Below are 26199 nucleotides of genomic sequence, written 5' to 3' on the forward strand. Positions count from 1 at the left end.
AACAAACACGCGCTGTTGAGTTCTCAAGAAACAACCGCTGCTCCGTCCACAAGCCCCGGATGGGGCTCTTCGACCGGTGCGGCATTCTCCGCTTTTCTTCGGAGTTTTCCCTCCGAGACTCTATCAGAAGAATCTCTTTCAGGCCAACTCTTCAAGCTTACTCAGAAACCGTTTCCTGTCAATTACCAGGTCGTCTTCCGGAGTGTTCCCACCCTAGCGCCTGTCCGAGAGTGATCGGACCGGAGTTTCGGAGTGGAGGTGAACCGGCCCGCCCGCGACCTGATCGGTCGTGTTCGTCTCGCTCGGCTCTTGGTCCAGAGTACCCGTCCTCAGCAGTGCTTCGCACGTTCCTCCGAACCTCGTCCCCGTCGCGCCGGACCTGGCCTTTCGGGCCGTGTCCCGCGTTCCTGGCGACGTCGTTGACTCTAGCGGAGGTTTGGCGCGTTGACGAACCGGAGAGAATCAGAAGCCGGGACGGACCAGTGCGTCCGTCCCGGCGGTTCCGCGTCGCGGCAGGTCGGAGGCCCTGGAGCTTCCACCACGACCGACGTGCTTCTCGTCAGAGCTTCTCGATCGGCGCGAACTTGACCATGAAGTCCTTCTCGCCGATGTCCGCGCCGAAGTCGATGCGCGCCTTGGTGCGGTCCCCGGCCCCCTCGACGATCACGACCGTGCCCATGCCGAACGCGTCGTGGGTCACCTTGTCCCCCGGACTGAGCGTCGGCACCTCGCGGCCCGGCGCCCCGCGGGCCGGCCTCCGCGACGGCGAGGAGACCCGTTGCGCGGACGGCGGCCGCAGCGAACCGATCGAGGACTCGGCCCGGCGCCAGGTCAGCAGTTCGGACGGGACCTCGTCCAGGAACCGCGACGCCGGGTTGTAGGAGGGCGTCCCCCACGCGCTGCGCACCGCGGAACGGCTCAGGTAGAGCCGCTCCTGCGCCCGGGTGATCCCCACGTAGGCCAGCCGCCGTTCCTCCTCCAGGGCCGCCTTGTCTCCGAGTGTGCGCGTGTGCGGGAAGACGCCGTCCTCCAGGCCGGTCAGGAAGACGACGGGGAACTCCAGCCCCTTGGCCGCGTGCAGTGTCATGAGCGTGACCACCCCGCCGTGCTCGTCCGCGTCGGGGATCTGGTCGGCGTCGGCGACGAGGGAGACCTGCTCCAGGAAGTCCACGAGCGTGGCCTCCACGGGAGCGACGGCGCCCTCTCCCTCCCCCGCATCGACGGCCTCCTCGCCGTCCGGGGGCGGGCCGGTGAAGGCTCCCTCGAACTCGCGGGCGACCTCGACGAACTCCTCAAGGTTCTCCAGCCGGCTCTCGTCCTGGAGGTCCTTGGAGTTGGCGAGCTCGCTCAGGTACCCGGTGCGCTGCAGCACGGCCTCGACGATCTCGGTGGGGGTGCTCGTGGGGACCAGCCCTTCGAGCTCCTCCAGGAGCGCGACGAAATCCCTGATCGCCTTGAGCGAGCGGGTCGCGATGCCGGGCGCCTCGTCCGCGCGGCGCAGCGCCCGGGAGAAGGAGATCCGCTCGCGGGCGGCGAACAGCTCGACGACCGCCTCGGCCCGGTCCCCGATGCCCCTCTTGGGCACGTTCAGGATCCGGCGCAGGCTCACCGTGTCCTCGGGATTGGCGAGGACCCGCAGGTAGGCGAGGATGTCCCGGATCTCTTTGCGCTCGTAGAAGCGCACCCCGCCGACGATCTTGTACGGCAGCCCCGTCCGGATGAACACGTCCTCGAACACCCGGGACTGGGCGTTGGTCCGGTAGAACACCGCGACCTCGCCGGGCGCGCAGACACCGTCGTCGGTGAGGGTGTCGATCTCCCCGACGACGAACGCCGCCTCGTCGTGCTCGTTGTCGGCGACGTAGCCGATGATGGGCGGCCCGTCGCCCCGGGCGGACCAGAGGTTCTTGGGGCGCCGTTCGGAGTTGCGCGCGATGACGGAGTTGGCCGCGGTCAGGATGTTCTGGCTGGACCGGTAGTTCTGCTCGAGCAGGATGGTCGTGGCCTCGGGATAGTCGCGCTCGAACTCCAGGATGTTGCGGATGGTCGCGCCGCGGAAGGCGTAGATGGACTGGTCCGCGTCGCCCACCACGCACAGCTCCGCGGGCGGCACCGCGGCGTCCGGGGCCGCGGTGCCCACGAGCGCGCGCACCAGCTCGTACTGGGCCCGGTTGGTGTCCTGGTACTCGTCCACGAGCAGGTGCCGGAACCGGCGCCGGTAGTGCTCGGCGACGTCCGGGAAGATCTGGAGCAGGTTGACGGTGACCATGATCAGGTCGTCGAAGTCCATCGCGCCGGCCTCGTGCAGGCGCTGCTGGTAGAGCCGGTACGCCTCGGCGAGCTTCTTCTCCTGCTCGCTCTGCGCCTGGTCGGCGAACGTGTCGTAGTCCACCAGCTCGTTCTTCAGGTTCGACACCTGCGCGGAGAACGACCGGGGCGGGAAGCGCTTGGGATCCAGGTCGAGTTCGCGGCAGACCAGTTGCATGAGGCGCTGGGAGTCCGCGGAGTCGTAGATGGTGAAGCTGCTCGGGTACCCCAGCCGCCCGGCCTCGCGCCGCAGGACGCGCACGCACGCGGAGTGGAAGGTCATCACCCACATCGTGTTGGCCGCGCGCGAGCCCAGGAGCCTCTCGATGCGCTCCTTCATCTCGGCCGCGGCCTTGTTCGTGAAGGTGATCGCGAGCACCTCGCCCGGGCGCACACCGCGCTCGGCCAGCAGGTGGGCGATGCGGTGCGTGAGGACACGGGTCTTGCCCGAGCCCGCGCCCGCGACGATCAGCAGCGGGCTGCCGGAGTGCGTGACGGCGGCGCGCTGGTGCTCGTTCAGACCTTCGAGAAGCTGCTCTTGGGAGGACACCCCATCAGGGTAAGGGTGGTCGGGGACGGGCGCGGGCCTGTCCCGGAGGTCCTCCGCCGGGACACGCCCTACCCTTGAGAGGTTGTGTCGGGAAGGATGTCTGGAGGGTTCAATTGCGGGTCTTCGTTGACTGCGACCCCGGGATCGACGACGCGCTGGCGCTGGCCTACCTGGCGGCCCGCGCGGACGTCGAGCTCGTCGGCGTCGGCACGGTGTACGGGAACAACTCCGTTGACGCCACCACGGAGAACGCGCTGCGGCTGATGGAGCTGTACGGGCGTCCCGGGGTCCCGGTCGCGGCCGGGGCGGCGCGGCCGCTCGTGCAGCCGCCGCAGCTGGCCGAGAGCGTGCACGGCGACAACGGACTGGGCGGCGTCGATGTTCCCGAGTCCAAGGCGCGCGCGGTCGCCGAGTCGGCCGCCGAGCTGCTGGTGCGCCTGGCCCGTTCGGCCCCCGGGGAGATCGACGTCCTCGCCGTCGGCCCGCTGACCAACCTGGCCCTGGCCCTGGCGCTGGAGCCGCGGCTGCCCGAACTGGTGGGCCGCGTCGTGGTCATGGGCGGCGCGGTGCGGGTCCCGGGCAACGTCACCCCGTGGGCCGAGGCCAACGTCCACAACGACCCCGAGGCCGCCGACGTGGTGCTCGGCGCCGGGTTCGACCTGACACTGGTGGCGCTGGACGTCACCATGCGGACCCTGGCGAGGGGACCGTGGCTGGACGAGCTGGCGGCGGTGGCGGGCGAGCGCGCGGCGTACGCGCACAGGTTCCTCGACTTCTACGTGGGCTGGTACACGCCGGTGCTCGGAGAGCGGGCGTGCGCGATGCACGACCCCCTGGCGGCGGCGGTCCTGCTCGACCCCGCCCTCATGACGGAGTCCGCGCGCGTCCCGGTCCGGGTGGAGCTGCGGGGCGAGCACACGCGCGGCCTGACCATCGCGGACCTGCGCTCGAACGCGGCCGAGGACGAGCGGCCCCCGGTGACCCTGGCCACCGGGGTCGACGTGGACGGGTTCCTCGGGCGGATGCTGGACGCGCTGCGCTGACGCGCGGAAGCCGCCGCCCGCGCGTCGCGGGCCGCGGCTTCCGAGGCGGGCTCAGACGAGTTTGCGCGCGGTCGCCCAGCGGCTGAGTTCGTGGCGGTTGGACAGCTGGAGCTTGCGCAGCACCGAGGACACGTGGGTCTCGACGGTCTTGACCGAGATGAACAGCTCCTTGGCGACTTCCTTGTAGGCGTAGCCCCGGGCGATCAGGCGCAGCACCTCGCGTTCGCGCTGGGTGAGGCGGTCCAGTTCGGGATCGACCGGCGGCGCGTCGGTCGCGGCGAAGGCGTCCAGGACGAAGCCCGCCAGGCGCGGGGAGAACACCGCGTCGCCGTCGGCGACGCGCACGATCGCGTTGGCGAGCTCCTTGCCCGAGATGGTCTTGGTGACGTAGCCGCGGGCCCCGCCGCGCACCACGCCGATGACGTCCTCGGCCGCGTCCGAGACCGACAGCGCGAGAAAGCGGATCTCGGGGCGCCTGGCCAGGACCCTCCGCAGCACCTCCACGCCGCCCCCGCCGGGCAGATGGACGTCGAGAAGCACCAGGTCGGGCTGCTGCTCGCTGATCACGTGCACCGCGCTGTCGACGTCACCGGCCTCGCCGACGACCTCGACGGCGTCGCCGATCTCACCGCGCACACCGCTGCGGAACAGCCGGTGGTCGTCCACGATGACGACGCGCGGAACGCGACCGCCTGCAAAAGTGATTTCGTCTCCCACGCCGTGGACTTTACCCCCCGTGCGCGTCTCCCGGGAGTGGGGCGCCGCACCCGGCCGGTTTTCGCGGCGTCACCTGGTCTCGGGGCCGCGGGGCATGGTCAGCTGCACCTCGGTGCCCTCACCCGGGGCGGTGCGGATACGGGCGCCGCCGCCGTGGCGCTCCATCCGGCCGATGATGGAGCCGCGCACGCCCATCCGGTCCGCGGGAACGGCGTCCAGGTCGAAGCCCGCTCCGCGGTCGCGGACGAAGACGAGCACCTCGTCGGGTTCGACCTCGCCGAACACCGAGACCGCGTCCACTCCGGCGTACTTCGAGGCGTTCACCATGGCCTCGCGGGCGGCCTGGAGGGTGGCCCGGATCCCGTCATCGATGGGGCAGTCGCCGACGCAGACCACTTCGATGGGCACGCCGTGCGCCTCCTCCACCTCGGCGGCGACACGTTCGAGAGCGGGTGAGACGGTGGTCTCCGCGTCGGCGGGGCGCTGGTAGAGCCAGCTGCGCAGCGCCCGTTCCTGCACGCGCGCCAGCCGCTGGACCTCTCGGGGGTCCTCCGCTCGGCGCTGGATGAGGGTGAGCGTGTGCAGCACCGAGTCGTGGATGTGCGCGGCGAGTTCGGCGCGCTCCTGGTTGCGGATGCGCTCGCGGCGCTCCTTGTCGCGTTCGCGCACGAGGCCGATGATCCACGGCGCCGCGATCAGCGCGATGCCGGACAGCAGCGCGATCGCGAAGGTGAGGCCGGCCCTGGCCTCGTGCAGCTGCTGCTGGAAGGCGAGGAAGCCGATGACGCCGATGATGACGAGCAGGACCCCCGCGCCGGTGCGCACCCAGCCCTTGCGGCCGCGGAAGACCGGTGCGGTGACCCACTCGTCCCGCTGCGCGACGTTGGCCTGCTGCCACAGGATGGTGCCGCCGAGCGCGCCGAAGACGAGGAACCACAGCAGCGGGTCGAAGACCCCGCCGAAGAGCAGGAACAGCACTCCCAGCCCCGCGGCCAGCGCGACGTAGGCGAGCAGCTGGCTGAGGTCGCGCCCCTTCCTGCGGGCGCGCGTCCTACCGTCGGCGGCCTGGTCGCCGGCTGCCGCGGCCTCGTCGCGGGCCTCCGGTTCGACCGGGACGACGAGCGCCAGGGTGAGGTAGACGGCGATGCCGATCCCGCCGATGGAGAGCGCGAGCAGCGCCAGGCGCGCCACGACCGGATCGATTCCGAGATGGCGGGCCAGCCCGGAGCCGACTCCGGCGAACAGCCGGTCGTCCCGGCCGCGGTACATCCGCGGGGTCTCGCTTCGCGTTGCCGTCACCCGTCTCCTCGCATTCTGGGCATTCTGCCGGTCCGCTACCCCAAAGCATGCCGCCGTCCGCGGGGTGGACGCATCAGGGGGCCACCCTCTCCTTCCCCGAAACCGGGTTCAGGGTGAGGTCAGGGTGGTCCCCGATGGGCAGTGGGACACCGGACGGACGACCATTGGGAGCATGGTGGAGAGTGAGCCGGTGAACGGCGCGAGCGGGTCGAGCCCTCTTGGGCCTCCTGCGCCGGGGGCGGGTCCACCGGTCGGCTCCGACGAGGAGCGCGCGCTGTGCAGGGACGACGTCGACAGCGTGATCACCGGCGTGGCCGCGGGGCTGGGCCGGTACACCGGTGTCGACCCGGTGGTGTGGCGTGCCGCGTTCGCGGTGACCGCCCTCGCGGGCGGCACCGGGCTGTGGCTGTACGTCGCCGCGTGGCTGCTGACACGCGACCCGCGGGGCGGCCCCGCGATGCTCGAGCAGCTGCTGAACCGCCGCCTGACCGGTTCGGCCGTGCCGGCGCTGCTCGGCGTGGGCCTGGCGACCGGGGTCGCGTTGAGCCTGGTCGGCGGCTTCGGATGGGGGACCCTGGTCCTGGCGGTCCCGCTGATCCTGGGCGGACTGGTCGCGCACAACCGGGGGGTGGACCTGGCCCAGGTGGCGCGGGACCTGCCCGGCTGGCTGAAGACCGGGGAGCCGCCGCCGACGGGGCCACACCCCGAACCGGTCCCCGCCTACTACAACCCGGCGCAGCCCTGGGCGGCGGCGCCGCACGGCCCGATCGACCTGGCGATCGTGGGACGGCAGGCCGCCGGAGGGTCCGCGTCCGAGCCCTACGGGGACGACGAGAAGCCTCCTCCTCCCGCCCCTCCCGGCGGTGAAGGCCTGTGCGGCGTCCCGAAACGGCGCGGCCGGGCCGACGGCGGCACCGGGGGCCGCGCCGCCAGCCCGGCGCGCCGACAGCGCGGGGTGCGCCTGTTCACCTTCGTGTTCTGGGCGGTGGCCGCGCTCACCGGCGCGACGCTCGCTCTGACCGAGGAGGGTCCGTTGGCGACGCTGGTGGGCCCCGAGACGGGACCGCTGTACCTGGGCGGGGTCGTCTCCCTGTTCGGCGCGGCGCTCGTCATCGGCACGTGGGTCGGCAGCACGCGCGGCCTGTCCGTGTTCGCGACGCTGGCGACGCTGCTGGCCGTGGCCGCGGTGACGGTGAACCTGACGGCGCTGCGGTTCGGCGACGTGACGTGGCGCCCGGCGACGGCCGCCGAGGCGGGGGAGCCGTTCGACCTGACGGCCGGGCACGCCTCGCTGGACCTGACCGCGTTGGACCTGGAGCCGGGCCAGGAGGTGAACGTGGACGCGCGGGTCGGTTTCGGCGGTATGGACGTGCGGGTGCCCGACACGGCCCGGGTCGTCGTGCACGGCACGGCCGTGGCCGGCGGGATCCGGCTGGACGACGTCCTCCACCGGACGGGGACGCGTCTGGACCTGCGGGAGGTCCTTGAACCGGTGCCCGCGGCCGCGGTCGGGGCCGACCGGCAGGAGGCCCCGGAGGACGCCGCGGCACCTCCGGTGCTCACCGTCAACCTGTCCACCCACTCGGGGGCTTTGGAGGTGCGTCGTGTCGCGTCCTAGAGCGGACTGGGCCTCGTTTGTCGCGGGCCTGCTGTTCGTACTGCTGGGGTTGGCCTTCGTCGTGTACGGGGCCACCGACTGGCGGTTCAACATGCTGTGGGCCCTGCCGATCCTCGCCATCGGCCTGGGAACGGTCGGCGTGGTCCGGTCCCTGGCCCGTTCCCGTGACCACCGGGACGGGCGGCCCTGACCGCCGTCCCGCCGTCCCGCCGTCCCGTCCCGCCCCGCCGTGCCCGTCCGGCGGGGCGCCGACGTCCCGGCCGCCGGAAGGCCCCCGTACCCCGGCTTTCCGGGCCCGGACCCGGGCAGCGGTTCCACCGGACTTCTTCCGGGGAACAGGAATCCTCGAGAGCGACGCCGTTTTCGCGACCGACGTGAGATCCGTCCCCCGTCTGGATCTTGGAGCCGCCGAGTGGACCCGCAGCAGAACCCCCCGTACGGGACCGGACCCTGGTACGGTCCGCCTCCCGGTCAGTACCAGCCTCCGAGCGGCCCCTATCCGAGCGGCCCCCGACCACTCCCGCCGCAGTACCAGGCCCCGGGGCCGTGGCCGCCCCCTCCCCCGCCCTACGCGTCCAGGCGCCGCACGGGGCTGGTTGTCGGGTTCGCCGCGGGCGGCGCCGCGCTCGCCCTCCTGACCGCGGTGGTGCTGGTCGTGGCGCTGGGCTCGCGTCCGGCCGGGGTCAGCGACCTCGCCGCGCTGCACGAGCCGATCGTCTCGGAGTTCGACGAGGACCCGTACATGGGGATCGCCGACTTCGACGGAGAGCACACCGTCTACGTCAACCTGTACCTCTACGAGGTCTACGGCTCCGAGGAGCTCCGCGACGGCGCCCGGCGCACGTTCCGGATCGTCTGGGCCAACCTGCCCGGATCGTTCGACCAGGTGTCCGTCTCACTCGTGGGCTCCGACGGCTCCCCGACCGTGGAGCTGATGACCTCGGCGGAGCTGGAGGACGCGTTCGGTCCCCGGCCCGACGGCCTGGCCTCGGCCCCGGTGGAGACGGACGGCCGGGCCCCCGCCCTGAACCGGCCGGGCGAGTGCTCCTGGGAGCACGGGTACTGCGACGAGCTGTCGGAGACCCTGGCGTCGGAGCAGACCAGGATCCTGATCCGGCGCGGCTGCCCCGAGGTCGACCTGCGCGAGTTCCCCGAGCGCCCCGCGTCGATCCACATCCACGAGGAGTACGACTTCCACTCGTCGATGACCTTTCTGCTCAACAGCCCGACCAGCGGCGACTACCTCACGGTCTCGGTCTCGGACGACTCCGCGGAGTTCGCGCAGGTGTCCTGCAGCGTCGGCGGGGAGTGGTTCGACCAGGTGTACAGCCGAGCCGAGTACGACCAGGCGGTGTGACCGGCCGCCCCGGCCCCCGGCGGGCCGGGACACGTGAAGGGGGCCGCCCCTGCGGCCCCCTTCACGTGTACGGCTACTCCCACTCGATGGTGCCCGGTGGCTTGCTGGTCACGTCGAGGGTGACGCGGTTGATCTCACGGACCTCGTTGGTGATCCGGTTGGAGATCGTCGCGAGCACGTCGTAGGGGACCCGGGACCAGTCGGCGGTCATGGCGTCCTCGCTGCTGACCGGGCGCAGGACGACCGGGTGCCCGTAGGTGCGTCCGTCACCCTGCACGCCCACCGAGCGCACGTCCGCCAGCAGCACCACCGGGCACTGCCAGATGTCGCGGTCGAGCCCGGCGCGGGACAGCTCCTCCCGGGCGATGGCGTCGGCCTCGCGCAGGACGGCCAGGCGTTCGGCGGTGACCTCGCCGATGATGCGGATGCCCAGGCCGGGGCCGGGGAACGGCTGGCGCCACACCATCTCGGCGGGCAGGCCCAGCTCCTCGCCGACGCGGCGGACCTCGTCCTTGAACAGCTCGCGCAGCGGCTCCACCAGGGTGAACTGGAGGTCGTCGGGCAGGCCGCCGACGTTGTGGTGCGACTTGATGTTGGCGGTTCCGGTGCCACCGCCGGACTCCACCACGTCCGGGTACAGGGTGCCCTGCACCAGGAACTCGACCTCCTCGTCGTCCGCTCCCGCCTCGGCGACGATCTCGCGGGCCGCCTGCTCGAAGACGCGGATGAACTCGCGGCCGATGATCTTGCGCTTCTCCTCGGGGTCGGTGACCCCGGAGAGCGCGGTGAGGAAGCGCTCCTGGGCGTCCACGACCTTGAGGGTGGTGCCGGTGGCGGCGACGTAGTCCTTCTCGACCTGCTCGGCCTCGCCCTTGCGCAGCAGCCCGTGGTCGACGAACACGCAGGTCAGCTGGTCCCCGACGGCTCGCTGGACGAGGGCTCCGGCCACGGCGGAGTCGACGCCGCCGCTCAGGCCGCAGATGACCCGCTTGGTGCCGACCTCGGCGCGGATGCGCTCGACCTGCTCCTCGACGATGTTGACCATGGTCCAGGTGGGACGGCAGCCCGCGCCCTCGTACAGGAAGTGCCGCAGGACGTCCTGGCCGTGCTCGCTGTGCAGGACCTCGGGATGGAACTGGACGCCGAAGAGGCCGCGGCCGGTGTCCTCCATCGCGGCCACGGGGGCTCCCCCGGTGCTGCCGACGACCCGGAAGCCCTCCGGGGCCTCGGACACGGCGTCGCCGTGCGACATCCACACCGACTGGCTGGTGGGCAGCGTGTGGAACAGGACGCTGTCGGCGGCGGTCTCGATCCCGGTGCGGCCGAACTCCGACCGGCCGGTCCTGGCGACGGTGCCGCCGAGCGAGCGCGCCATGACCTGGAAGCCGTAGCAGATTCCGAAGGTGGGCACACCGGTCTCGAACAGCCCCTCGGGCGCCTGCGGGGCGCCGTCGGCGTAGACCGAGGAGGGGCCACCGGACAGGATGATGGCCTTGGGGTTCTTGGCGAGCATCTCCCCGACCGGCATGGTCGAGGGAACGATCTCGCTGTAGACATGGCATTCGCGCACCCGTCGCGCGATCAGCTGCGCGTACTGCGCACCGAAGTCCACGACGAGAACGGTGTCGAACGTGCTGTCGGGAGCACCGGCAACGGACACGTAACGGCCTTCCAGCAGGTGGATATGACTTTGGGATCACTGCCAGTCTAGTGCGGCCCCGGAGGGGTTCGCCGATGCGGGCGCGGCGTCCGCCCTTCTCACCGATCGTGGCCTTCTCGGGGGCTCAACCGTCTCCGAGACCCCGAGAAGGCCACGATCAGCGAGGAGGCCACCGCCGCCTCGTCGTCACGCCGGGTACTAGGGAGGCTCCGGCGCGAGGGTGTTTGGCGTGCTGGTGCTCCGGGTGGGTCTTTCGGCCTCACGCCACGCGGATCGCGGGGTCACGGCGGGCGGGGGCCGGGGCCGCGCTCATGATGTCCGTTTCGCATGGTTTCCGTTGGTGATCTTGCTGTTTCCCCCCGAGAACCTTGGTTTCGGGGGGAAACAGCAAGATCACCGGACATTCGAGGGCCGGTCCCGCCCCCATCCGGAATGATCATGGGCTTTCCGCCCTTCCAGACCCCGAAACGGGCAGAAAGCCCACGACCGTCAACGGAACCACCGGTGCCCGAATCCACCCCCGCGCCGGAGGTTCCCTAGAACCGCGCCGCCAGGACCGCTCGGTCGTCGGGGTGGTCGCCCGGCGGGGGGACCGCCATGACGGCCGCGCACACCGACTCGGGGGTCGGATCGACCTGGTCGGCGACGAGCCGGCCCAACCGGTCGATGCCGATGTCGATGGCCTCGTCCCGGCGCTCCACCACGCCGTCCGTGTAGAGCACCAGCAGGTCGCCTGGCCCCACGGGGACCTCGCGGCGGTGGTGGGCCTCCCCCAGCGCGCAGCCCAGCGGCGGATCGGGCGGGGCGTCCAGCACCTCGACACCACCGCCGCGCCTCAGCAGGATCGGCGGCACGTGGCCGGCGTTGCTGTAGGCGATGGTCCGCCGCGTCGGGTCGTGCACGACGTAGCACATGGTGGCCATGCTGGTCGGCAGGTAGGTGCCGATGTAGCCGTCCAGGCGGGCGGCCGCTCGGTCCGGGCGGACGTCCCCGTCCAGCGCGGTGGCGCGCAGGACGCTGCGCAGCTGCGACATGACGGCCGCCTCGGGCAGTCCGTGCCCGGCCACGTCCCCGATGACCAGGGCGGTGCGGTCGGTCCCGGCGGGGCCGGGCACGGGGAAGACGTCGTACCAGTCGCCGCCGACCTCCGCCCCGCGCGTGGTGGGCACGTAGCCCACGGCGACCCGCAGCGGGGTGCCGTCCACGCGTTCGGGCAGCAGGCTGCGTTGGAGTCCGACCGCGATCTCGTGCTCGCGGTCGATCCGGCCGCGCAGCCGGAACTCGCTCTCCCTGGCCTCGGTCAACCGCCTGAAGTGGTCGCGCCGGGCCGACGGGACCAGCCTGACCTGCACCGCGGGCTCGTCGTCCTCGACCCAGGCCGCGCGTCCGCCGAAGCAGTGGCAGCGCGTCGCGGCGCCGTCGGCCGCCCGGAGCACGAGCGAACCGGCCACCGGGGCCGCCGAGCGGGCCCATCCGCGCAGGGCGCCGGCGATCCGGGCCGGCTCGTCCAGCACGAGGTCGTACAGGTTCGCCCCGATCCCGGCGTCGGGGCAGAGGCGGTGCATGGCGGTGTTCCGCCCGAGGAGCCTCCCCGAGAGCGACAGCAGCAGCATCGGCTCGCCGACGGCCCGGGTGATCTCGGCGAAGAGTGTGCCGATCAGCACGTCGGTCCGGGGACCGGGACCGCGTCGGGCGGGGAGCCGTCGGCCGACGGCGCGTTCCCGGCCGGGGACGCGGCCTCGCCGAAGTACTCGTCGCCCCTGGCCTGCTCGGCGGTGCTGTCGCGGCGCAGGTGGATGACGACCCGGCAGGCCGGATGCCGGCGGGCGATCGTCTCGACCAGTTCGACCTTGGCGTACCCCAGGTGGCGGGCCGTGATGTTGCCCAGCAGGCTGGAGGTCATCGTGCACAGCGACTCGACTCCGCGGACCCCGTCCCCGAACGGGCAGCACCGGTTGCCCAGGACGATGCGCTCCTCGTCCTCGGAGACCAGGTGGAAGTCGCCCTGAATCCGTCGTTCGAAGTCGATCAGGACGTCGACGACCTGGCCGCGGTCCAGGCGCTCCAGACCGGTCTCCTCCAGGTAGCGGTCGCTGACGTCGTCTCCGATCCGCTGCCCGACCAGGCCGATGTACCCGGCTGCCTCCTCCAATCCGACGACCTCTTCCAGCGCGGCGGCGAGCTCCCGCAGGAGGCGTCGCCTGAAGGCGTCACCCTCGAACGGGACCGCCGCGTCCGCAACTCGCATAGTCCCTCCCAAGACCGCGCGGGAGCCGTCGGCCTCTGAGGGGTTCGGGGAGTGTGACGCGGCGACGGCTCCGTGGGGAGTACGGTACGCCGCCGGTTCGCGCCTCGCAGGCGTTTTCCGGTTTTTCCCCAGATCGGAAGCGGCGGTCGGTTTTTCGGGGCGCGGTCGGTTTCCATCCGCCCCGCCGCCCCCGCCGGGTCAGCGCAGGCGCAGGCGCTTCATCAGGCGGGCGCTCTCGGTCAGCACCCTGGACAGGGTCTCGGCACCCATGCCGGGGGGACCGCCCAGGCCGACGAAGTGCTGGCTGGCGACGGTCTGCGGCTCGGTGTAGCACAGCAGGCCCTCCGCTCCGTGCCGTCGCCCCAGGCCGGAGCGCTTCATCCCGCCCTGGGGCGCCCCCTGGCTGGCGAACGCGGCGGCGTAGCCCTCGTTGATGTTGACGGTTCCGGCCCGGACCCGCTCGGCGATGCGGCGCCCCCGCGCCACGTCGCGGGTCCACACGCTGGCGTTGAGGCCGTAGTCGGTGTCGTTGGCCCGCTCGACCGCCTCGTCCTCGCGGCTGAACCGGTAGACGGAGACGACCGGGCCGAAGGTCTCGTCCGCGTACAGCGACATGGACGGGTCCACGTCGGCGAGCACGGTCGGCTCGTAGAACAACGGTCCGAGGTCGGGGCGGGGGCGCCCCCCGGCCAGCACGGTCGCCCCCTTCGCGCGGGCCTCCTCCACGTGCTCGACGACCCGGTCCAGCTGGCGCCGGTGGGTGAGAGACCCCATGTCCGCGGAGTAGTCCATGTCCGCTCCGATCCGCATCGCGCGGACCGCGGCGGTGAACTCCCCGACGAAGGCGTCGTACACGGAGTCGTGCGCGTAGACGCGCTCCGTACCGACGCACAGCTGCCCGCTGCTGCCGAAGCAGGCGCGCACCGCGCCCTCGACGGTCCGGGCCAGGTCCGCGTCCTCACACACGATCATCGGGTTCTTGCCGCCGAGTTCGGCGGAGCAGCCGACGAGCCGGGACGCGGCGCGCCGGGCGATCCGGGCCCCGGTCGCCGAGGAGCCGGTGAAGGCCACGTGGTCTGCCTCGTCCACCAGCGGGTCGCCGATCTCGGCGGGGTCGCCCAGGACCGGGACCCACAACCCCTCGGGCAGTCCGGCCTCGACCATGAGGTCGATGGCCCACAGGGCGCTGAGCGCGGTCTGGGTGTCGGGCTTGGCGACGACGGCGTTGCCCGCGAGCAGTGCGGGCACGGCGTCGCCGACGGCGAGCGCCAGCGGGTAGTTCCAGGGTGTGATGACGCTTACGACGCCCTTGGCCTGGTAGTTCACGAAGGTTCGGGTGATGACCGGGGCCGCTCCGGCGGTGCGTCTGCGGCGCAGCAGGCGCGGGGCGCGGCGGCCGTGGTGGAGGGCGAGCGAGGCGGCGTAGTAGACCTCCTCGAAAGCGTGCCGCCGGGCCTTCCCGGTCTCCAGTTGGAGGATGTCCAGGATCTCGGTCTGGCGGTCCAGGAGCAGGTCGTGGAAGCGCAGGAAGGGTTCGGCGCGCTCGCGCGGCGGCGTGGCGGCCCAGGCGCGCTGGGCGGCACGGGCCCGCGTGAAGGCCGCGGCGACGTCCTCCGCGGCACACCGGGGGAGTTCGGCCAGCGGTTCTCCGGTGAAGGGTGTCGCGGTGACGGCGGTGCGCCCGGACGCGCTCACCACGTGCCGTGCCAGCCGGTCGACCAGCCCGTCGACCGGCACTGCGGAGCCCACGACAGTGTTGTTCGTCACATCTCCCATGCCCGAAGCCTAGGCCATGGCCCCCGACTTGGCTACCGGCGAGTAATGCGAAGCGCGTCGGCTCTCGGGCTGGACACCGAGCGGGTGGCGGAGGTCTAATTTCACTACGTGATGAATTAATTTCCGTTCCACCAGGAGCTCGCAATGACGCGAATCCAGACCTCCACCACGTGCGCGATCGCCGGCGGCGGACCCGCCGGAATCATGCTCGGACTGCTGCTCGCCCGCGCGGGCGTCGACGTCACCGTGCTGGAGAAGCACGCCGACTTCCTGCGCGACTTCCGCGGCGACACCGTCCACCCCTCCACCCTGCAACTCCTCCGGGAACTCGACCTGCTGGACGACCTCGACGCCCTGCCGCACCGCGACGTGCGGCAGATCGGGATCGGCACGGCCGACCGGCGGTTCCTGCGCGTCTCACTGGCCGACATCCCCGGTCCGCACAAGCGGATCGCGCTGATCCCCCAGTGGGACTTCCTGACCATGCTCACCGGGAGCGCCGCGCGCTACCCGGGTTTCCGGTTGCTGATGAGCTCGGAGGTCCACGGCCTCGTCGAGGAGGACGGCTCGGTGCGCGGCGTGCGCTACCGCGACGCCGACGGCGAGCACGAACTGCGGGCCGTGCTCACGGTGGCCGCCGACGGCCGCCGTTCGACCCTGCGCGAGGCCGCCGGACTGGCGCCCCTCGACCTGGGCGCGCCGATGGACGTGCTGTGGCTGCGGATGCCCCGCGTCGCGACCGACCCCGAGGGCCTCGCCGGCCGGGTCGGCGGCGGCGGGTTCACCGCCGCCATCGACCGCGGCGACTACTGGCAGATCGCCTACCTCGTCCCCAAGGGCTCCTACAGGGAGATCCGCGAACGCGGGATCGAACGTCTCCAGGCGTCCATCACCGGCCTCCTGCCGTTCCTGGCCGACCGGATCACCGCCCTGGACGGCTGGGACAAGGTGGCCTTCCTCGAGGTCGGCATGGACCGGCTCCCCCGCTGGTCGGTCCCCGGGATGCTGTGCGTCGGCGACGCCGCGCACACCATGAGCCCGGTCGGCGGGGTGGGGATCAACCTGGCGGTCCAGGACGCGGTGGCCGCCGCCAACCTGCTGGCCGACCCGCTGTACCGGGCCCAGTCCGACCCCGACCGCTTCACCCGGACGCTCAACCCCGCGCTGGTGGACCGGGTGCAGCGCCGCCGGGAGCTGCCCACCAGGGGGGTCCAGCTCATCCAGCGCGTCATCCAGAGGCAGGTGATCGCGCGGGCCCTCGGCGGCGACCCCGCACCGCCCAGGGCGGTCACCGCGCTGACCTCCAGCCGCGCGTGGGGCGCCACGCTGGGGCGCGTCCTGATGTACGGCATCACGCCGGAACACGTCCGCACCCCGGCCCGATGACCGGTCCGCGGCGCTTCTCCCGCTGATCTTGACCTTTCCGGGCTCTCCACCGCTTCTGAGACCCCGGAAAGGTCAAGATCAGCGGGGAGAGGGGGGACGGCCTCAGGCTCGGTCCGTGAAGCCGTCCGGGTTCGCGGACTGCCAACGCCAGGTGTCGGCGCACGCGTCGTCCAGCGTGAACGTGGTCTTCCAGCCCAGTTCCCGGTTGGCGGCGGCGGGGTCGGCGTAGCAGACCGCGATGTCGCCGGGGCGGCGGGCCACCACCTGGCGCGGGATCTCCTTGCCGCAGGCCCGCTCGAAGGCCGCTATGGCCTCCAGCACCGAGGTGCCCTGGCCGCCGCCCAGGTTGTAGGCGCGCGCGCCGTAGGCGTCGGCGAGGTGCTCGATGGCGGCCAGGTGCCCCCGTGCGAGGTCGACCACGTGCAGGTAGTCGCGCACACCGGTGCCGTCGGGGGTGTCGTAGTCGTCGCCGTAGACGAGGACCTTCTCCCGGCGCCCGGCCGCGACCTGCGCGATGTACGGGAAGAGGTTGTTGGGCACGCCGTTGGGGCTCTCCCCGATGAGGCCGCTGGGGTGCGCGCCGATCGGGTTGAAGTAGCGCAGCGAGATGATCCGCCAGTCGGGCGACGCCGCGGCCAGGTCCGCGAGGACGCGCTCACCGAACAGCTTGGTGGCGCCGTACGGGTTGGTGGCGCTGAGCGGCGCGTCCTCGGTGATCGGGACCCGGCCGGGGTCCCCGTAGACGGTCGCCGACGAGCTGAACACCAGGGAGCGGACCCCGTGGGCGTCCATGGCCTCGCACAGGGTCATCAGGAGGTCGAGGTTGTTCCGGTAGTACAGCAGCGGCCGCTCCGTGGACTCCCCGACCGCCTTGAGCCCGGCGCAGTGCACGACGGCGTCGATCCGGTGCTCGGTGAAGATCTCGTCCAGCAGCTCCGGGTCCGTGCCGTCCCCCACATAGCAGGGAAGGTCGCGGCCGGTGATGCGCTTGACCCGGTTGACGGCCTCGACATCGCTGTTGTGCAGGTTGTCGAGGGCGACCACGTCGTGGCCGTTCTCAAGGAGCTCGACGGCGACGTGGCTTCCGATGTACCCGGCTCCGCCGGTGAGCAACACGTTCATTGATCGCACCTGGAATCCAAGTAGGGGCCGCACTGGCGAAGCGACCTGCCCCTCAGCATAGGGCGTCCGCGGACGCCCGCCCCGTCCGGCGCGCGCCGGACGGGTTCCGCCCCCGGGCCGCTCAGAGGACGTCGATCGATCCGTCACGGGTGGTGAGGGTGATCGCGGACTCGGCTTCGTCGCTCTCGGGGACGTCGACGGTGACCCTGCCGTCGCCGGTGGAGGTCTCGACCGCGTAGGGGCCGCTGTCGGCCGGGGTGCGCACCTCGACGGGCCCGTCGTTGGTGGACGCGTCGATGCTGTCGAAGGCCGCGGTCGCGGTGACGGCCAGCGCGCCGTCGTTGGACCTGGCCGTGAGCGTGTCGAAGACCGCGCCGGTCACCTCGATCCCGCCGTCGCTGGTCTCGGCGGCGATCGAACCGGCCTCGGCCCCGCTGAGGTCGACCCGGCCGTCGCGGGTCGTGACGGAGAGCGTGTCGGCCACCGTGTCGGTGACCTCGACCCCGCCATCGCTGGTCTCGGCGGTGACCGCTCCGGCCTCGACGCCCGAGAGGGTCACCGACCCGTCCGCGGTGTACGCGTCGACCCGCCCCGCGGCGCCCCTGATGACGACCTCGCCGTCCCTGGTCCGGGCGTCCAGGGACGCGCCGGTGCCGTCGACGGTGACGGAGCCGTCCGCGCTGTCCACCGAGACGGCCGTGCCGACCGGCACGGTGACGGTGTAGTCGATGTCGCACCACACGAGGCCCAGCCCGCCCCCGTCGCCGCATCCCTCCGCGACGACGCCGAGGGTGCCGCCGTCCTCCGTGACGGTCTCCCCGGGGGGCGTGTCCCCCGTGTACCGCAGGACCCGCTCCACCGTCACCTCGGAGACGTCGCCGCCGGTGATGGTGACGGCGCCGTCCCTGCTGCTCAGTTCGAGGGCGTCCACACCCGTGTAGGTGTCGGTGGCGCCCTCCTCGGTCACTCCCGCCGACACGTCCACCGCGAGTCCGCACCCGGTGAGGGCCGCGACCCCGCCCACGGCGAACCCGCCCACCAGGATGCTCCGTACCGTCCGCCTCATCGCCGTTCCCGCCTCCGCCGCCCGTGTCCCGGTCTTCCCTGTTCCCTTCGATTCTGTCGATCGGGGGCGCGCCGATCGATGGCTCCAGCACGCTCATGGCGGGTGGGACCAGCACCACCGGCGGCGGGGAACCGCGTTCCCCGCCGCCGCTCACAGTCGCGGGTCGACCGGTTCGGACTCCAACGCGAGGACGCCGAACACCGGCTGGTGGACCCGCCACAGCGGTTCGCCGCGCGCGTGCCTGGCCAGGGCCTCCAGACCCAGCGCGTGCTCGCGCAGGGCCAGGTCGCTCTTGCGGCCCAGGCGGCGCCCGCGCAGGGTCGCCATGCGCGCGGGGTCGTCGTAGTCGGGGCCGTAGACGACGCGCAGGTACTCGGGGCCGCGGACCTTCAGTCCCGGCTGGGCCAGTCCCCGGTCCCCCGTTGCCAGGGGCCCCTCCAGCGGTTTGACGACCATGCCCGCCCCGCCCGCGGCGACCAGCCCGCGCCACCACTCGGCCGCCGCCTCCGAGGCCGCCGGGTCGGCGACGTCCACGGCCAGGTAGCGGGTGGTGAGGACGAGGGGCGCGGAGCGGGCCAACTTCTCGGCGACACCCATGTGCCACAGGTGGTCGCGGTCCGCGAAGGACCGGCCTTCCGCGGCCAGCAGCGCGAACGGCGCGTACCGCAGCCCCGCGCGGCCGTCGGTGGGCCAGGCGTGGCGCCGGTACACCCGGCTGAACGCCTCGACCGCGGCGGCGCGGCGGTCGACGCGCTCCGCCAGGTCCGCCACGTCCGCACCGCGCGCCGCGGCATCGGACAGTGCCCTGGCCGCGGCCGGGAGCACGGCCCGGGCCGCGGCGCCGACGGAGGCGTACCGGTCCCGGACCAGCCCCTCGCCCCTGGCCGACCAGGGGAGGAGTTCGCCGTCCAGTGCCAGCCAGTCGGTGTCGAACTCCTCCCACATCCCGGCGGCGGCGGCCCCGTCGCGGAGGCCGGCCAGCACCGCGGACTCCGCCTCGGGGTCGGTGAAGAAGGGCCTCCCGGTACGGGTGTACACCGCGCCGAGCGCGCCGGGCGCGAACCGCCGCCCGGCCGCGCCCTCGTCGCGGCAGACCACGGCGACCGCGCGCGACCCCGCGTGCTTCTCCTGGCAGACCACCCGCTCCACTCCCTCGGCGAGGTAGTGCGCGAACGCCTCCTCGGGGCGCTCCAGGAGCGCGGGGTCCGCGGAGGTGGGCGCGGGCGCCATGGCGGGCGGGAGGTAGAGCAGCCAGCGCGGGTCCACCGAGAAGCGGCTCATCACCTCCAGCGCGGCGAGCGCCTGGTCCCGGGGCACGGGCACCCGTCCGTGCGCGGTCTCGACGGCGCCGCCGGACTCCCCGGGCCCGCCGACCGGAACGTCCTTGATGTCGACGACGCCGCCGGCGCGGCCCGTCCCGGCGGCCGCGGACCGGTCTCCGCCGGCCGGGAACGGCCGTGTCGGCTCGTACCAGACGCGTTCCGCGGGGACGTCCACGACCTCGCGCTCGGGATAGCGCAGCGCGGTGAGCCGCCCGCCGAACACGCAGCCGGTGTCCAGGCAGATGGTGTTGTTGACCCACTCGGTCTCCGGGGTGGGCACGTGCCCGTAGACGACCACGGCCCGGCCCCGGTAGTCGTTCGCCCACGGCAGGCGCACCGGCAGGCCGTACTCGTCGGTCTCCCCCGTCGTCTCGCCGTACAGCGCGAAGGAGCGCACCCGGCCCGAGGTCCGGCCGTGGTAGGCCTCCTTGAGACCGGCGTGCGCGACCACGAGGGCGCCGCCGTCCAGGACGTAGTGGCTGACCAGTCCGTCGCAGAAGGCCAGGACCCTCCGGCGGAAGTCCTCGGTCTGCGCGTCGAGCTGCTCCAGGGTCTCGGCGAGCCCGCCCCCGGTGCCGGCCCCGGCTCCCCTGAGCGCGCGCACGAGCTTGCTCTCGTGGTTGCCGGACACGCACAGCGCCTCCCCGGCCTCGACCATGCCCATGACCAGGCGGAGCACGCCCGGCGAGTCGGGGCCGCGGTCCACCAGGTCGCCGACGAAGACCGCGGTGCGACCGGGGTGGCCGGCGCCCACGGGCCGGCCCAGGCCGTCGCGGCGGATCCGGTAGCCCAGTCCGGTGAGCAGCGCCTCCAGTTCGGCGCGGCAGCCGTGCACGTCGCCGATGACGTCGAACGGGCCGGTGAGCTCGGTCCGGTCGTTCCGGGGCCGCTCGAGCTCCAGGACCGCGGAGTCGATCTCCTCGGGGCCGTTCAGGACGTGGACCCGCTGGAAGCCCTCCTGGTCCAGGCGCTTGGCACCGGCGCGCAGGTCGCGTTGCTGACGGGGGATGACGTGGTCGCCGGGGCCGCGGCCGGCGCGGCCCCGGTTGCGCTCCCGCGCCAGGCCCTCGGGCACGTCCAGGACGACGGCGGCGCACAGCGCGTCGTTGTCCTTGGCCGCGCGCACCAACCGCGCGCGGTCCCGCCGCCGCACGTTGGCGGCGTCCACGACGGTGAGCAGGCCCCGTTCGAGCCGCTTGGCGACGATGTGGTTCAGCAGATCGAAGGCGTCCTCGGTGGCGGACGGGTCGTTCTCGTCGTCGCTGACCAGGCCCCGGCAGAAGTCGGAGCCGACGACCTGGGCGGGCGCGAAGTGCCGGGCGGCGAACGTGGACTTGCCCGCGCCCGAGACGCCGACCAGCACCACCAGTCCCGTCGCGGGGACGCGGAGCACGCGTGGTCCGGTCATCTGGTGAGGACTCCCATCTGGGTGGTCGGTCCGAGGACCGGGTCTTCCGGTCCCACGGGCAGGTACCGCACCCGGTAGCCGTAGGTCTCGGCGACGGCGTCGGCCCAGGCGCGGAACTCGGCCCGGGTCCACTCGAAGCGACGGTCGGCGCGCCTCGGGCCGCCGGGCCTCCGCTCCTCGCAGCGGACGCCGTACTCGGCGTTGGGGGTGGTGACCACGACCAGCCGGGGCGCGGCGTCGCCGAACACCACGCGTTCCATGGCGGGTAGCCGGGCCGGGTCGATGTGCTCGACGACCTCCGCGAGCACGGCCGCGTCGTAACCGGCGAACCGCGCGTCGCGGTAGAGGACCGACCCCTCGAACAGGTCGAGTCGGCGGCGCCGGGACCCGGGCGTCCCGTCCGCGCGCAGGCGGCGCCGGGCCCGCCCGACGGCGTCCGCGCTCACGTCCACCCCCGTGACACGGTCGAGGGCGGTCTCGTCCAGGAGCCGCTCCAGCAGTCCGCCGCTGCCGCACCCCAGGTCGATGACGTCGCGCACGCCCTCGGCCCTGAGCACCGACAGCACCGCCCCGGTCCGCTGCTCCGCGAGGGCGGGGCCGCGCCCGGCGTCCTCCTCGGCGAGGCCGCCGGCCCCCTCCCCCGCTCCCTCGACCTCGGCGAGCCGCTCGACGGCGGTGCGCGCGGGCCCCCTCCCCCAGGACAGGTAGCGGCTGGTGACGAGGTCGCGCAGGGGGTGCGCGGCGAGCCGGCTCCCGCCCGCGCGCAGCAGCTCGTCGGCTTCGCCGGACTCCAGCCGGTAGTGGCCCGCGTCGTCCAGGACGGGCAGCAGGAGGCACAGGTCGCCGAGGGCGTCGGCGAGGCGCAGCTCCCCGCTGAGGGTGAGCGCGACGTACCGCGAATCGCCCCAGCCCGGCAGGCCCGGATCCAGCGGAACGGGTTCGGCCCGGACCGCCCAACCGAGCGGCTCGAACAGCCGCCGCGCCAGGTCGGGGCCGCCTCGGCACGGCACCGCGGGCAGGCCCAGAACGAGCGGCAGCGGGGTGTCGGCCAGCTCGGGCCGGGCCTCGCACCGGCCCCGCAGGGCGGCCCGGAACACGTCTCCGAGCGCCACCGCGAACAGCGAGGACGCCGCGTAGGGCCGGTCGTTGACGTACTGCGCGAGCGCGAAGTCGGGGGTCCGCCCGTTGCGCGCGCGGCGCAGCGCGTGCGGGTCGACCTCCAGCAGCAGCGCCGCCGTGCACCGCTCAGGCCCCGCCTCGGGGTAGAACACGTGCGCGGCCCCGTAGGGCTGCTCGAACCTCCGCACCCGGTCGGGGCGGCTGTGCAGCAGGAAGCCGAGGTCGTCGGCGGGCCGGTGCGTGGTGGATATCGTCAGGAGCACGCCCCCAGTCTCGCCCAGCCGCCCCGCCCCATCGAGTGGTTTTCCACCGCCGCGCGGCCGGGAACGCTCCGGCCGCCCCACCCCCGTTCCGGGGACGCCCTCCCTCCCGGACGGCCGGCGGGACGCGTCCGGGTCTCCGGCAGGGGTCGGTAAGGTTGAACTCTCCCTTTTGCCGGGAAAGCACTCCGACGGTCCCCTGCCGGGACCGTTCTCCCGCCGTGCCCGGACAGGAGCGGCGGACATCCCCCTCCCCCTTCGCGCGTCGGCCGTGGGCCCCGCCCTCCGCCGCCCCGCCGCCGCGCCGCCGGAAAGGACCAGACATGGGTGTGTCGAGACGTGCGCGCAGAGCGCTCGAGAGGCTTCTCCCCCCGGCCAGGCGCGCCGCCCTGGCGGAGGAGCGCCGGCTCGCGGCCGAGGCCGCGGCCGAGCGGAAGCGGCTGGAGCGCGTCGCCGCACGCCGCCGGGAGCTGCTGGACTCGGACCCGGCCACGCGCCGGATCGAGCACCGGGGCGAGGAGGCCGTCGGGCGCGTCGTCGAGCGGTTCACCGCGAGCGGGGCCGCCGAGCACAACCTCTCCCTGGTCGTGCGGGCGCTGGAGCACGCCGGAGTGGACCACTTCCTCGTCCCCGTGCGGACCCCCGTCCGCTACGCGCTCGGGGTCCACCGCGACGACCGCAAACGGCTGCTGGACGCGATGCGGGAGCTGTACGGGGGCACCGCCCTCTACGCGGCCAGGAGCCGGGCCGAGGGGGTGCCGGTGACCGGCTCGCTCTACGCCGACGGCGCGCTGCCGAAGGAGGTCAGGACCTCCGGGGTGATCAGGTTCGGCGAACTCCTGCTCGGCCCGGCCGGACAGCTCCTGGGGGGCCTGGAGTTCGGATGCGACGTGGAGTTCTGGCAGGACGGGGCGAAGGTCCTGGAGAGCCCGTCCGCCCCGACCCGGCTGGCCAGGCTGCGCGTGCAGGTCCCGCCCGACATCATCGCCGACTCCCTGGTCGCGCCGCGGCGCAACCCCGTCGCGGACGTGCTCCCCGCCGGCGCGCGCAAGCCCGTCACCCGCCGGGTGGCGGGGATGAGCCTGCCGGCCTTCGAGGTGTTCGAGCGGCCCCGCATCGACGACGTGGACTTCCCGATCGACGTCGTCTACACGTGGGTGGACGGCACCGACCCGGAACTGGCCCGCAAGCGCGAGTCGTACCGCCCGGGCGCGGCCCGCATCTCGGCCAGGGAGACCGGCGCCTCCCGCTACACCAGCCACGACGAGCTGAAGTACTCGCTGCGCTCGCTCCAGACGTACGCGGAGTTCGTGCGGCACGTCTACGTCGTCACCGACGGCCAGGCCCCCTCGTGGCTCGACCCCGACGCCCCCGGGCTGACGGTCGTCGACCACACCGACCTGTTCACCGACCCCGGCGCGCTGCCCGTGTTCAACTCGCACGCGATCGGGACCCAGCTGCACCACATCGACGGCCTCTCCGAGCGGTACCTGTACTTCAACGACGACGTCTTCGTCGGACGGCCGATCCAGCCGCAGGCGTTCTTCCACGGCAACGGCATCGCCCGCATCCCGTTCTCCCCGTACCAGTACGGCGTGGGCGAGCCCCACCCGGAGGAGGCCGCGCCCAACTCGGCGGGGAAGAACGTCCGCGAACTGCTGCTGGACTCGCACGGCCGGTTCATCACCCACAAGTTCAAGCACACCCCGCACCCGCAGCTGCGCTCGGTGATGCGCGAACTGGAGGAGCGCTTCGCCGAGGACGTCGAGCGCACCAGCCGCTCCCGGTTCCGCGCCACGACCGACATCGCCATGGCGGCCTCACTGCACCACCACTACGCGTTCCTCACCGGCCGGGCGGTGGCGGGCGAGTTCAGTTTCTGCTACGTCGACACCGGCCTCGACACGGCCGAGGAGCGGCTCGCGAAGCTCGAGGCCGAGCGCGGCTTCGACCTCTTCTGCCTCAACGACGTGAGTATGGACGAGTCGGCCCGGGAACGGACCGCCGAACGGCTGCACCGCTTCCTGGAGGCCTACTTCCCCTACCCCAGCTCCTTCGAGCGGCGCTCCCCCGACGCGCGGTGACGCGGCCCCGGGGTCATGAGGCCCCTGCCGTCCTGGCGTCGGGGACGATGTCGGGCGCGCCGTGCTGGACGGCGTCGGCCTCGTGGTCGTTGTCCTGCTCCTGGGCGGCGCGCTCGGCCTCGATGCGCTTGCTGTAGTACTCGACCTCGCGGGCCACCTGCCCGTCGCTCCAGCCGAGAGGGCCCGCCATCAGCCGGGCGGCCTCCTCCGCGGCGGCCAGGCCCCGGTCCCAGGTCTCTATGGAGACGTGGGTCCGGCGCGACAGCACGTCGTCGAGGTGGCGGGCGCCCTCGTACCGGACCGCGTAGACGACCTCGGCGCGCAGGTAGTCGTCGGCGCCGGCCAGCGGCTCCCTCAGGTCCGGCTGCCCGGCGATCAGGTCCAGCACCTCGTGGATCAGCGAGCCGTAGCGGCGCAGCATGTGCTGGATCCGGGACACGTGCACCCCCGACTCACGGGCCAGGGTCCGCCGCTGGTTCCACAGGGCGGCGTACCCGTCGGCGCCGACCAGCGGCACCCTGTCGGTCACCGACTCGGGCACTCCCCCGCCGAGGCCGTGCGCGACGGCGTCCACCGCGTCCTTGGCCATGACCCGGTAGGTGGTGTACTTGCCGCCCGCGATGAGCACCAGGCCGGGCACCGGGTGCGCCACCACGTGCTCGCGGGACAGCTTGGAGGTCTCGTCGGACTCGCCCGACAGCAGCGGACGCAGGCCCGCGTACACGCCTTCGACGTCGTCCCTGCTCAACGGCACCCGGAGGACCGCGTTGACGTGGTCGAGCACGTAGTCGATGTCCGTGCGGCTGGCCGCGGGGTGCGCCTTGTCCAGGTCCCACTCGGTGTCGGTGGTCCCGACGATCCAGTGCCTCCCCCACGGGATGACGAACAGCACGCTCTTCTCGGTGCGCAGGATCAGCCCCGAGGACGCCTGGATCCGGTCCCTCGGCACCACCAGGTGGACGCCCTTTGAGGCGCGCACGTGGATCTGGCCGCGGCCGCCCACCATCTCCTGGATGTCGTCGGTCCACACCCCGGCGGCGTTGACCACCTGCTTGGCGCGTACCCGGAGTTCGCGGCCGGTCTCCAGGTCCACCACGTCCGCGCCGGTGACGTGCTCGCCCTCGCGCAGGAAGCCCACGGCCTGCACCCGCGAGACGATCCGCGCGCCGTAGGTGGCGGCCGTGCGCAGCACCGCGAGCACGTAGCGGGCGTCGTCGACCTGGGCGTCCCAGTACTTCACGGCCCCGACCAGCGCGTCCCGCCTCAGCGCGGGGAACATCCGCAGCGCCCCGCCCCGGGTGAGGTGCCGGTGCCCGGGCAGGCCGCGGTTGTGCGAGAAGGTCATGGCGAGCGTGTCGTACAGGGTGACGCCGGCGCCGATGTAGGGCCGCTCCCAGTGCTTGGTGAAGGGGAACAGGAACGGGACCGGGCGCACCAGGTGCGGGGCGAGCCGGCCGAGCAGCAGTCCGCGCTCGGTGAGCGCCTCGCGCACCAGTTCGAAGTCCAGCTGCTCCAGGTAGCGCAGGCCGCCGTGGATCAGCTTGCTGGACCGGCTGGAGGTTCCCGAGGCGAAGTCGCGGGCCTCGACCAGCCCCACGGACAACCCCCGTGACACCGCGTCCAGCGCCACGCCCGCGCCGACGATGCCGCCGCCGACGACCAGTACGTCCAATTCGTTTCCGGCCATGTGGTCGAGTGCGGTCTCCCGCTCCTGCGGCCCTATCCGTGCTGCCGTCATCTCACGCCTCTCCAAAACGGGTGACTGCCAGACACTTCTGTGGTTCCGTACCCGATTCATCAGGCTATAACGGCGGATTCGGCATGGACCGCCGCACACGCCCCGATACTCCCGGCCTG

At 72.9% G+C, this 26199-nt stretch carries 18 protein-coding genes; 6 read left to right on the top strand and 12 right to left on the bottom strand.

Going from position 1 to position 26199, the window contains the following annotated elements:
• Positions 1 to 559: 559 nt before the first annotated feature.
• Positions 560 to 2857 (bottom strand): DNA helicase PcrA, encoded by a 2298-nt coding sequence (pcrA, locus tag EV190_RS14375; protein ID WP_133742072.1) that lies wholly within the window; start codon positions 2855 to 2857, stop codon positions 560 to 562.
• A gap of 113 nt (positions 2858 to 2970) precedes the next feature.
• On the opposite strand from pcrA, the gene EV190_RS14380 reads away from it, so the two are divergent.
• Entirely contained in the window at positions 2971 to 3900 is a 930-nt protein-coding gene (locus EV190_RS14380; RefSeq protein ID WP_133742073.1) for a nucleoside hydrolase, read from the top strand.
• Between the two features lie 51 nt (positions 3901 to 3951).
• On the opposite strand, the gene EV190_RS14385 is transcribed toward EV190_RS14380, so the two are convergent.
• Both EV190_RS14385 and EV190_RS14390 read right to left on the bottom strand, forming a co-directional pair.
• The gene (locus EV190_RS14385; protein WP_133742074.1) at positions 3952 to 4617 is read right to left on the bottom strand and encodes a response regulator; all 666 of its coding nucleotides are present in this window, start codon (positions 4615 to 4617) and stop codon (positions 3952 to 3954) included.
• A 69-nt stretch (positions 4618 to 4686) separates the two neighbouring features.
• Positions 4687 to 5886 carry an ATP-binding protein gene (locus EV190_RS14390; protein ID WP_133742175.1) on the bottom strand — a complete coding sequence of 400 codons (1200 nt, stop codon included), beginning with the start codon at positions 5884 to 5886 and terminating at the stop codon, positions 4687 to 4689.
• Positions 5887 to 6088: 202 nt separating this feature from the next.
• Here EV190_RS14390 and EV190_RS14395 point away from each other — a divergent pair, with 202 nt between their 5' ends.
• From EV190_RS14395 to EV190_RS14405, 3 genes are all read left to right on the top strand, one after another.
• Positions 6089 to 7534, top strand: a complete 1446-nt coding sequence (locus EV190_RS14395) for a PspC domain-containing protein (protein WP_133742075.1) — start codon at positions 6089 to 6091, stop codon at positions 7532 to 7534.
• Positions 7521 to 7724: a hypothetical protein gene (locus EV190_RS14400; protein WP_133742076.1), complete on the top strand. Its 204-nt coding sequence runs from the start codon at positions 7521 to 7523 to the stop codon at positions 7722 to 7724. The genes EV190_RS14395 and EV190_RS14400 overlap by 14 nt, the downstream gene beginning before the upstream one ends.
• Before the next feature lie 222 nt (positions 7725 to 7946).
• Positions 7947 to 8891: a hypothetical protein gene (locus EV190_RS14405; RefSeq protein WP_133742077.1), complete on the top strand. Its 945-nt coding sequence runs from the start codon at positions 7947 to 7949 to the stop codon at positions 8889 to 8891.
• Positions 8892 to 8964: 73 nt separating this feature from the next.
• Here EV190_RS14405 and guaA read toward each other — a convergent pair whose 3' ends face one another.
• From guaA to EV190_RS14425, 4 genes are all read right to left on the bottom strand, one after another.
• Entirely contained in the window at positions 8965 to 10551 is a 1587-nt protein-coding gene (guaA, locus tag EV190_RS14410; RefSeq protein WP_133742078.1) for a glutamine-hydrolyzing GMP synthase, read from the bottom strand.
• A 536-nt stretch (positions 10552 to 11087) separates the two neighbouring features.
• Positions 11088 to 12215, bottom strand: a complete 1128-nt coding sequence (locus EV190_RS14415; protein ID WP_133742079.1) for a PP2C family protein-serine/threonine phosphatase — start codon at positions 12213 to 12215, stop codon at positions 11088 to 11090.
• Positions 12209 to 12799 (bottom strand): methanogen output domain 1-containing protein, encoded by a 591-nt coding sequence (locus EV190_RS14420; RefSeq protein WP_208113176.1) that lies wholly within the window; start codon positions 12797 to 12799, stop codon positions 12209 to 12211. Before EV190_RS14420 ends, EV190_RS14415 begins: the two co-directional genes overlap by 7 nt.
• A 198-nt stretch (positions 12800 to 12997) precedes the next feature.
• Complete coding sequence (locus EV190_RS14425) at positions 12998 to 14575, bottom strand: succinic semialdehyde dehydrogenase (protein ID WP_133742080.1); 1578 nt, start codon at positions 14573 to 14575, stop codon at positions 12998 to 13000.
• 144 nt (positions 14576 to 14719) lie between these two features.
• Between EV190_RS14425 and EV190_RS14430 the strand changes: the two genes are divergently transcribed.
• Entirely contained in the window at positions 14720 to 15961 is a 1242-nt protein-coding gene (locus EV190_RS14430; RefSeq protein WP_133742081.1) for an FAD-dependent oxidoreductase, read from the top strand.
• A 102-nt stretch (positions 15962 to 16063) separates the two neighbouring features.
• Here EV190_RS14430 and galE read toward each other — a convergent pair whose 3' ends face one another.
• From galE to EV190_RS14450, 4 genes are all read right to left on the bottom strand, one after another.
• Positions 16064 to 17083 carry a UDP-glucose 4-epimerase GalE gene (gene galE, locus EV190_RS14435; RefSeq protein ID WP_133742082.1) on the bottom strand — a complete coding sequence of 340 codons (1020 nt, stop codon included), beginning with the start codon at positions 17081 to 17083 and terminating at the stop codon, positions 16064 to 16066.
• Between the two features lie 121 nt (positions 17084 to 17204).
• Positions 17205 to 18149, bottom strand: coding sequence for a DUF4097 family beta strand repeat-containing protein (locus tag EV190_RS14440; RefSeq protein ID WP_133742083.1), 945 nt, complete (start codon positions 18147 to 18149; stop codon positions 17205 to 17207).
• 150 nt (positions 18150 to 18299) lie between these two features.
• Positions 18300 to 20879: a polynucleotide kinase-phosphatase gene (locus EV190_RS14445; protein ID WP_133742084.1), complete on the bottom strand. Its 2580-nt coding sequence runs from the start codon at positions 20877 to 20879 to the stop codon at positions 18300 to 18302.
• Positions 20876 to 22261 (bottom strand): 3' terminal RNA ribose 2'-O-methyltransferase Hen1, encoded by a 1386-nt coding sequence (locus EV190_RS14450; protein ID WP_133742085.1) that lies wholly within the window; start codon positions 22259 to 22261, stop codon positions 20876 to 20878. The genes EV190_RS14445 and EV190_RS14450 overlap by 4 nt, the downstream gene beginning before the upstream one ends.
• A 320-nt stretch (positions 22262 to 22581) precedes the next feature.
• On the opposite strand from EV190_RS14450, the gene EV190_RS14455 reads away from it, so the two are divergent.
• On the top strand, positions 22582 to 24342 hold the full coding sequence (locus EV190_RS14455; protein ID WP_133742086.1) for a stealth family protein: 1761 nt from the start codon (positions 22582 to 22584) through the stop codon (positions 24340 to 24342).
• A gap of 13 nt (positions 24343 to 24355) precedes the next feature.
• Here EV190_RS14455 and EV190_RS14460 read toward each other — a convergent pair whose 3' ends face one another.
• Positions 24356 to 26080, bottom strand: a complete 1725-nt coding sequence (locus tag EV190_RS14460; protein WP_133742087.1) for a glycerol-3-phosphate dehydrogenase/oxidase — start codon at positions 26078 to 26080, stop codon at positions 24356 to 24358.
• Positions 26081 to 26199 lie beyond the last annotated feature (119 nt).

Source organism: Actinorugispora endophytica, assembly GCF_004363075.1.
GTDB classification, from domain to species: Bacteria; Actinomycetota; Actinomycetes; order Streptosporangiales; family Streptosporangiaceae; genus Actinorugispora; species Actinorugispora endophytica.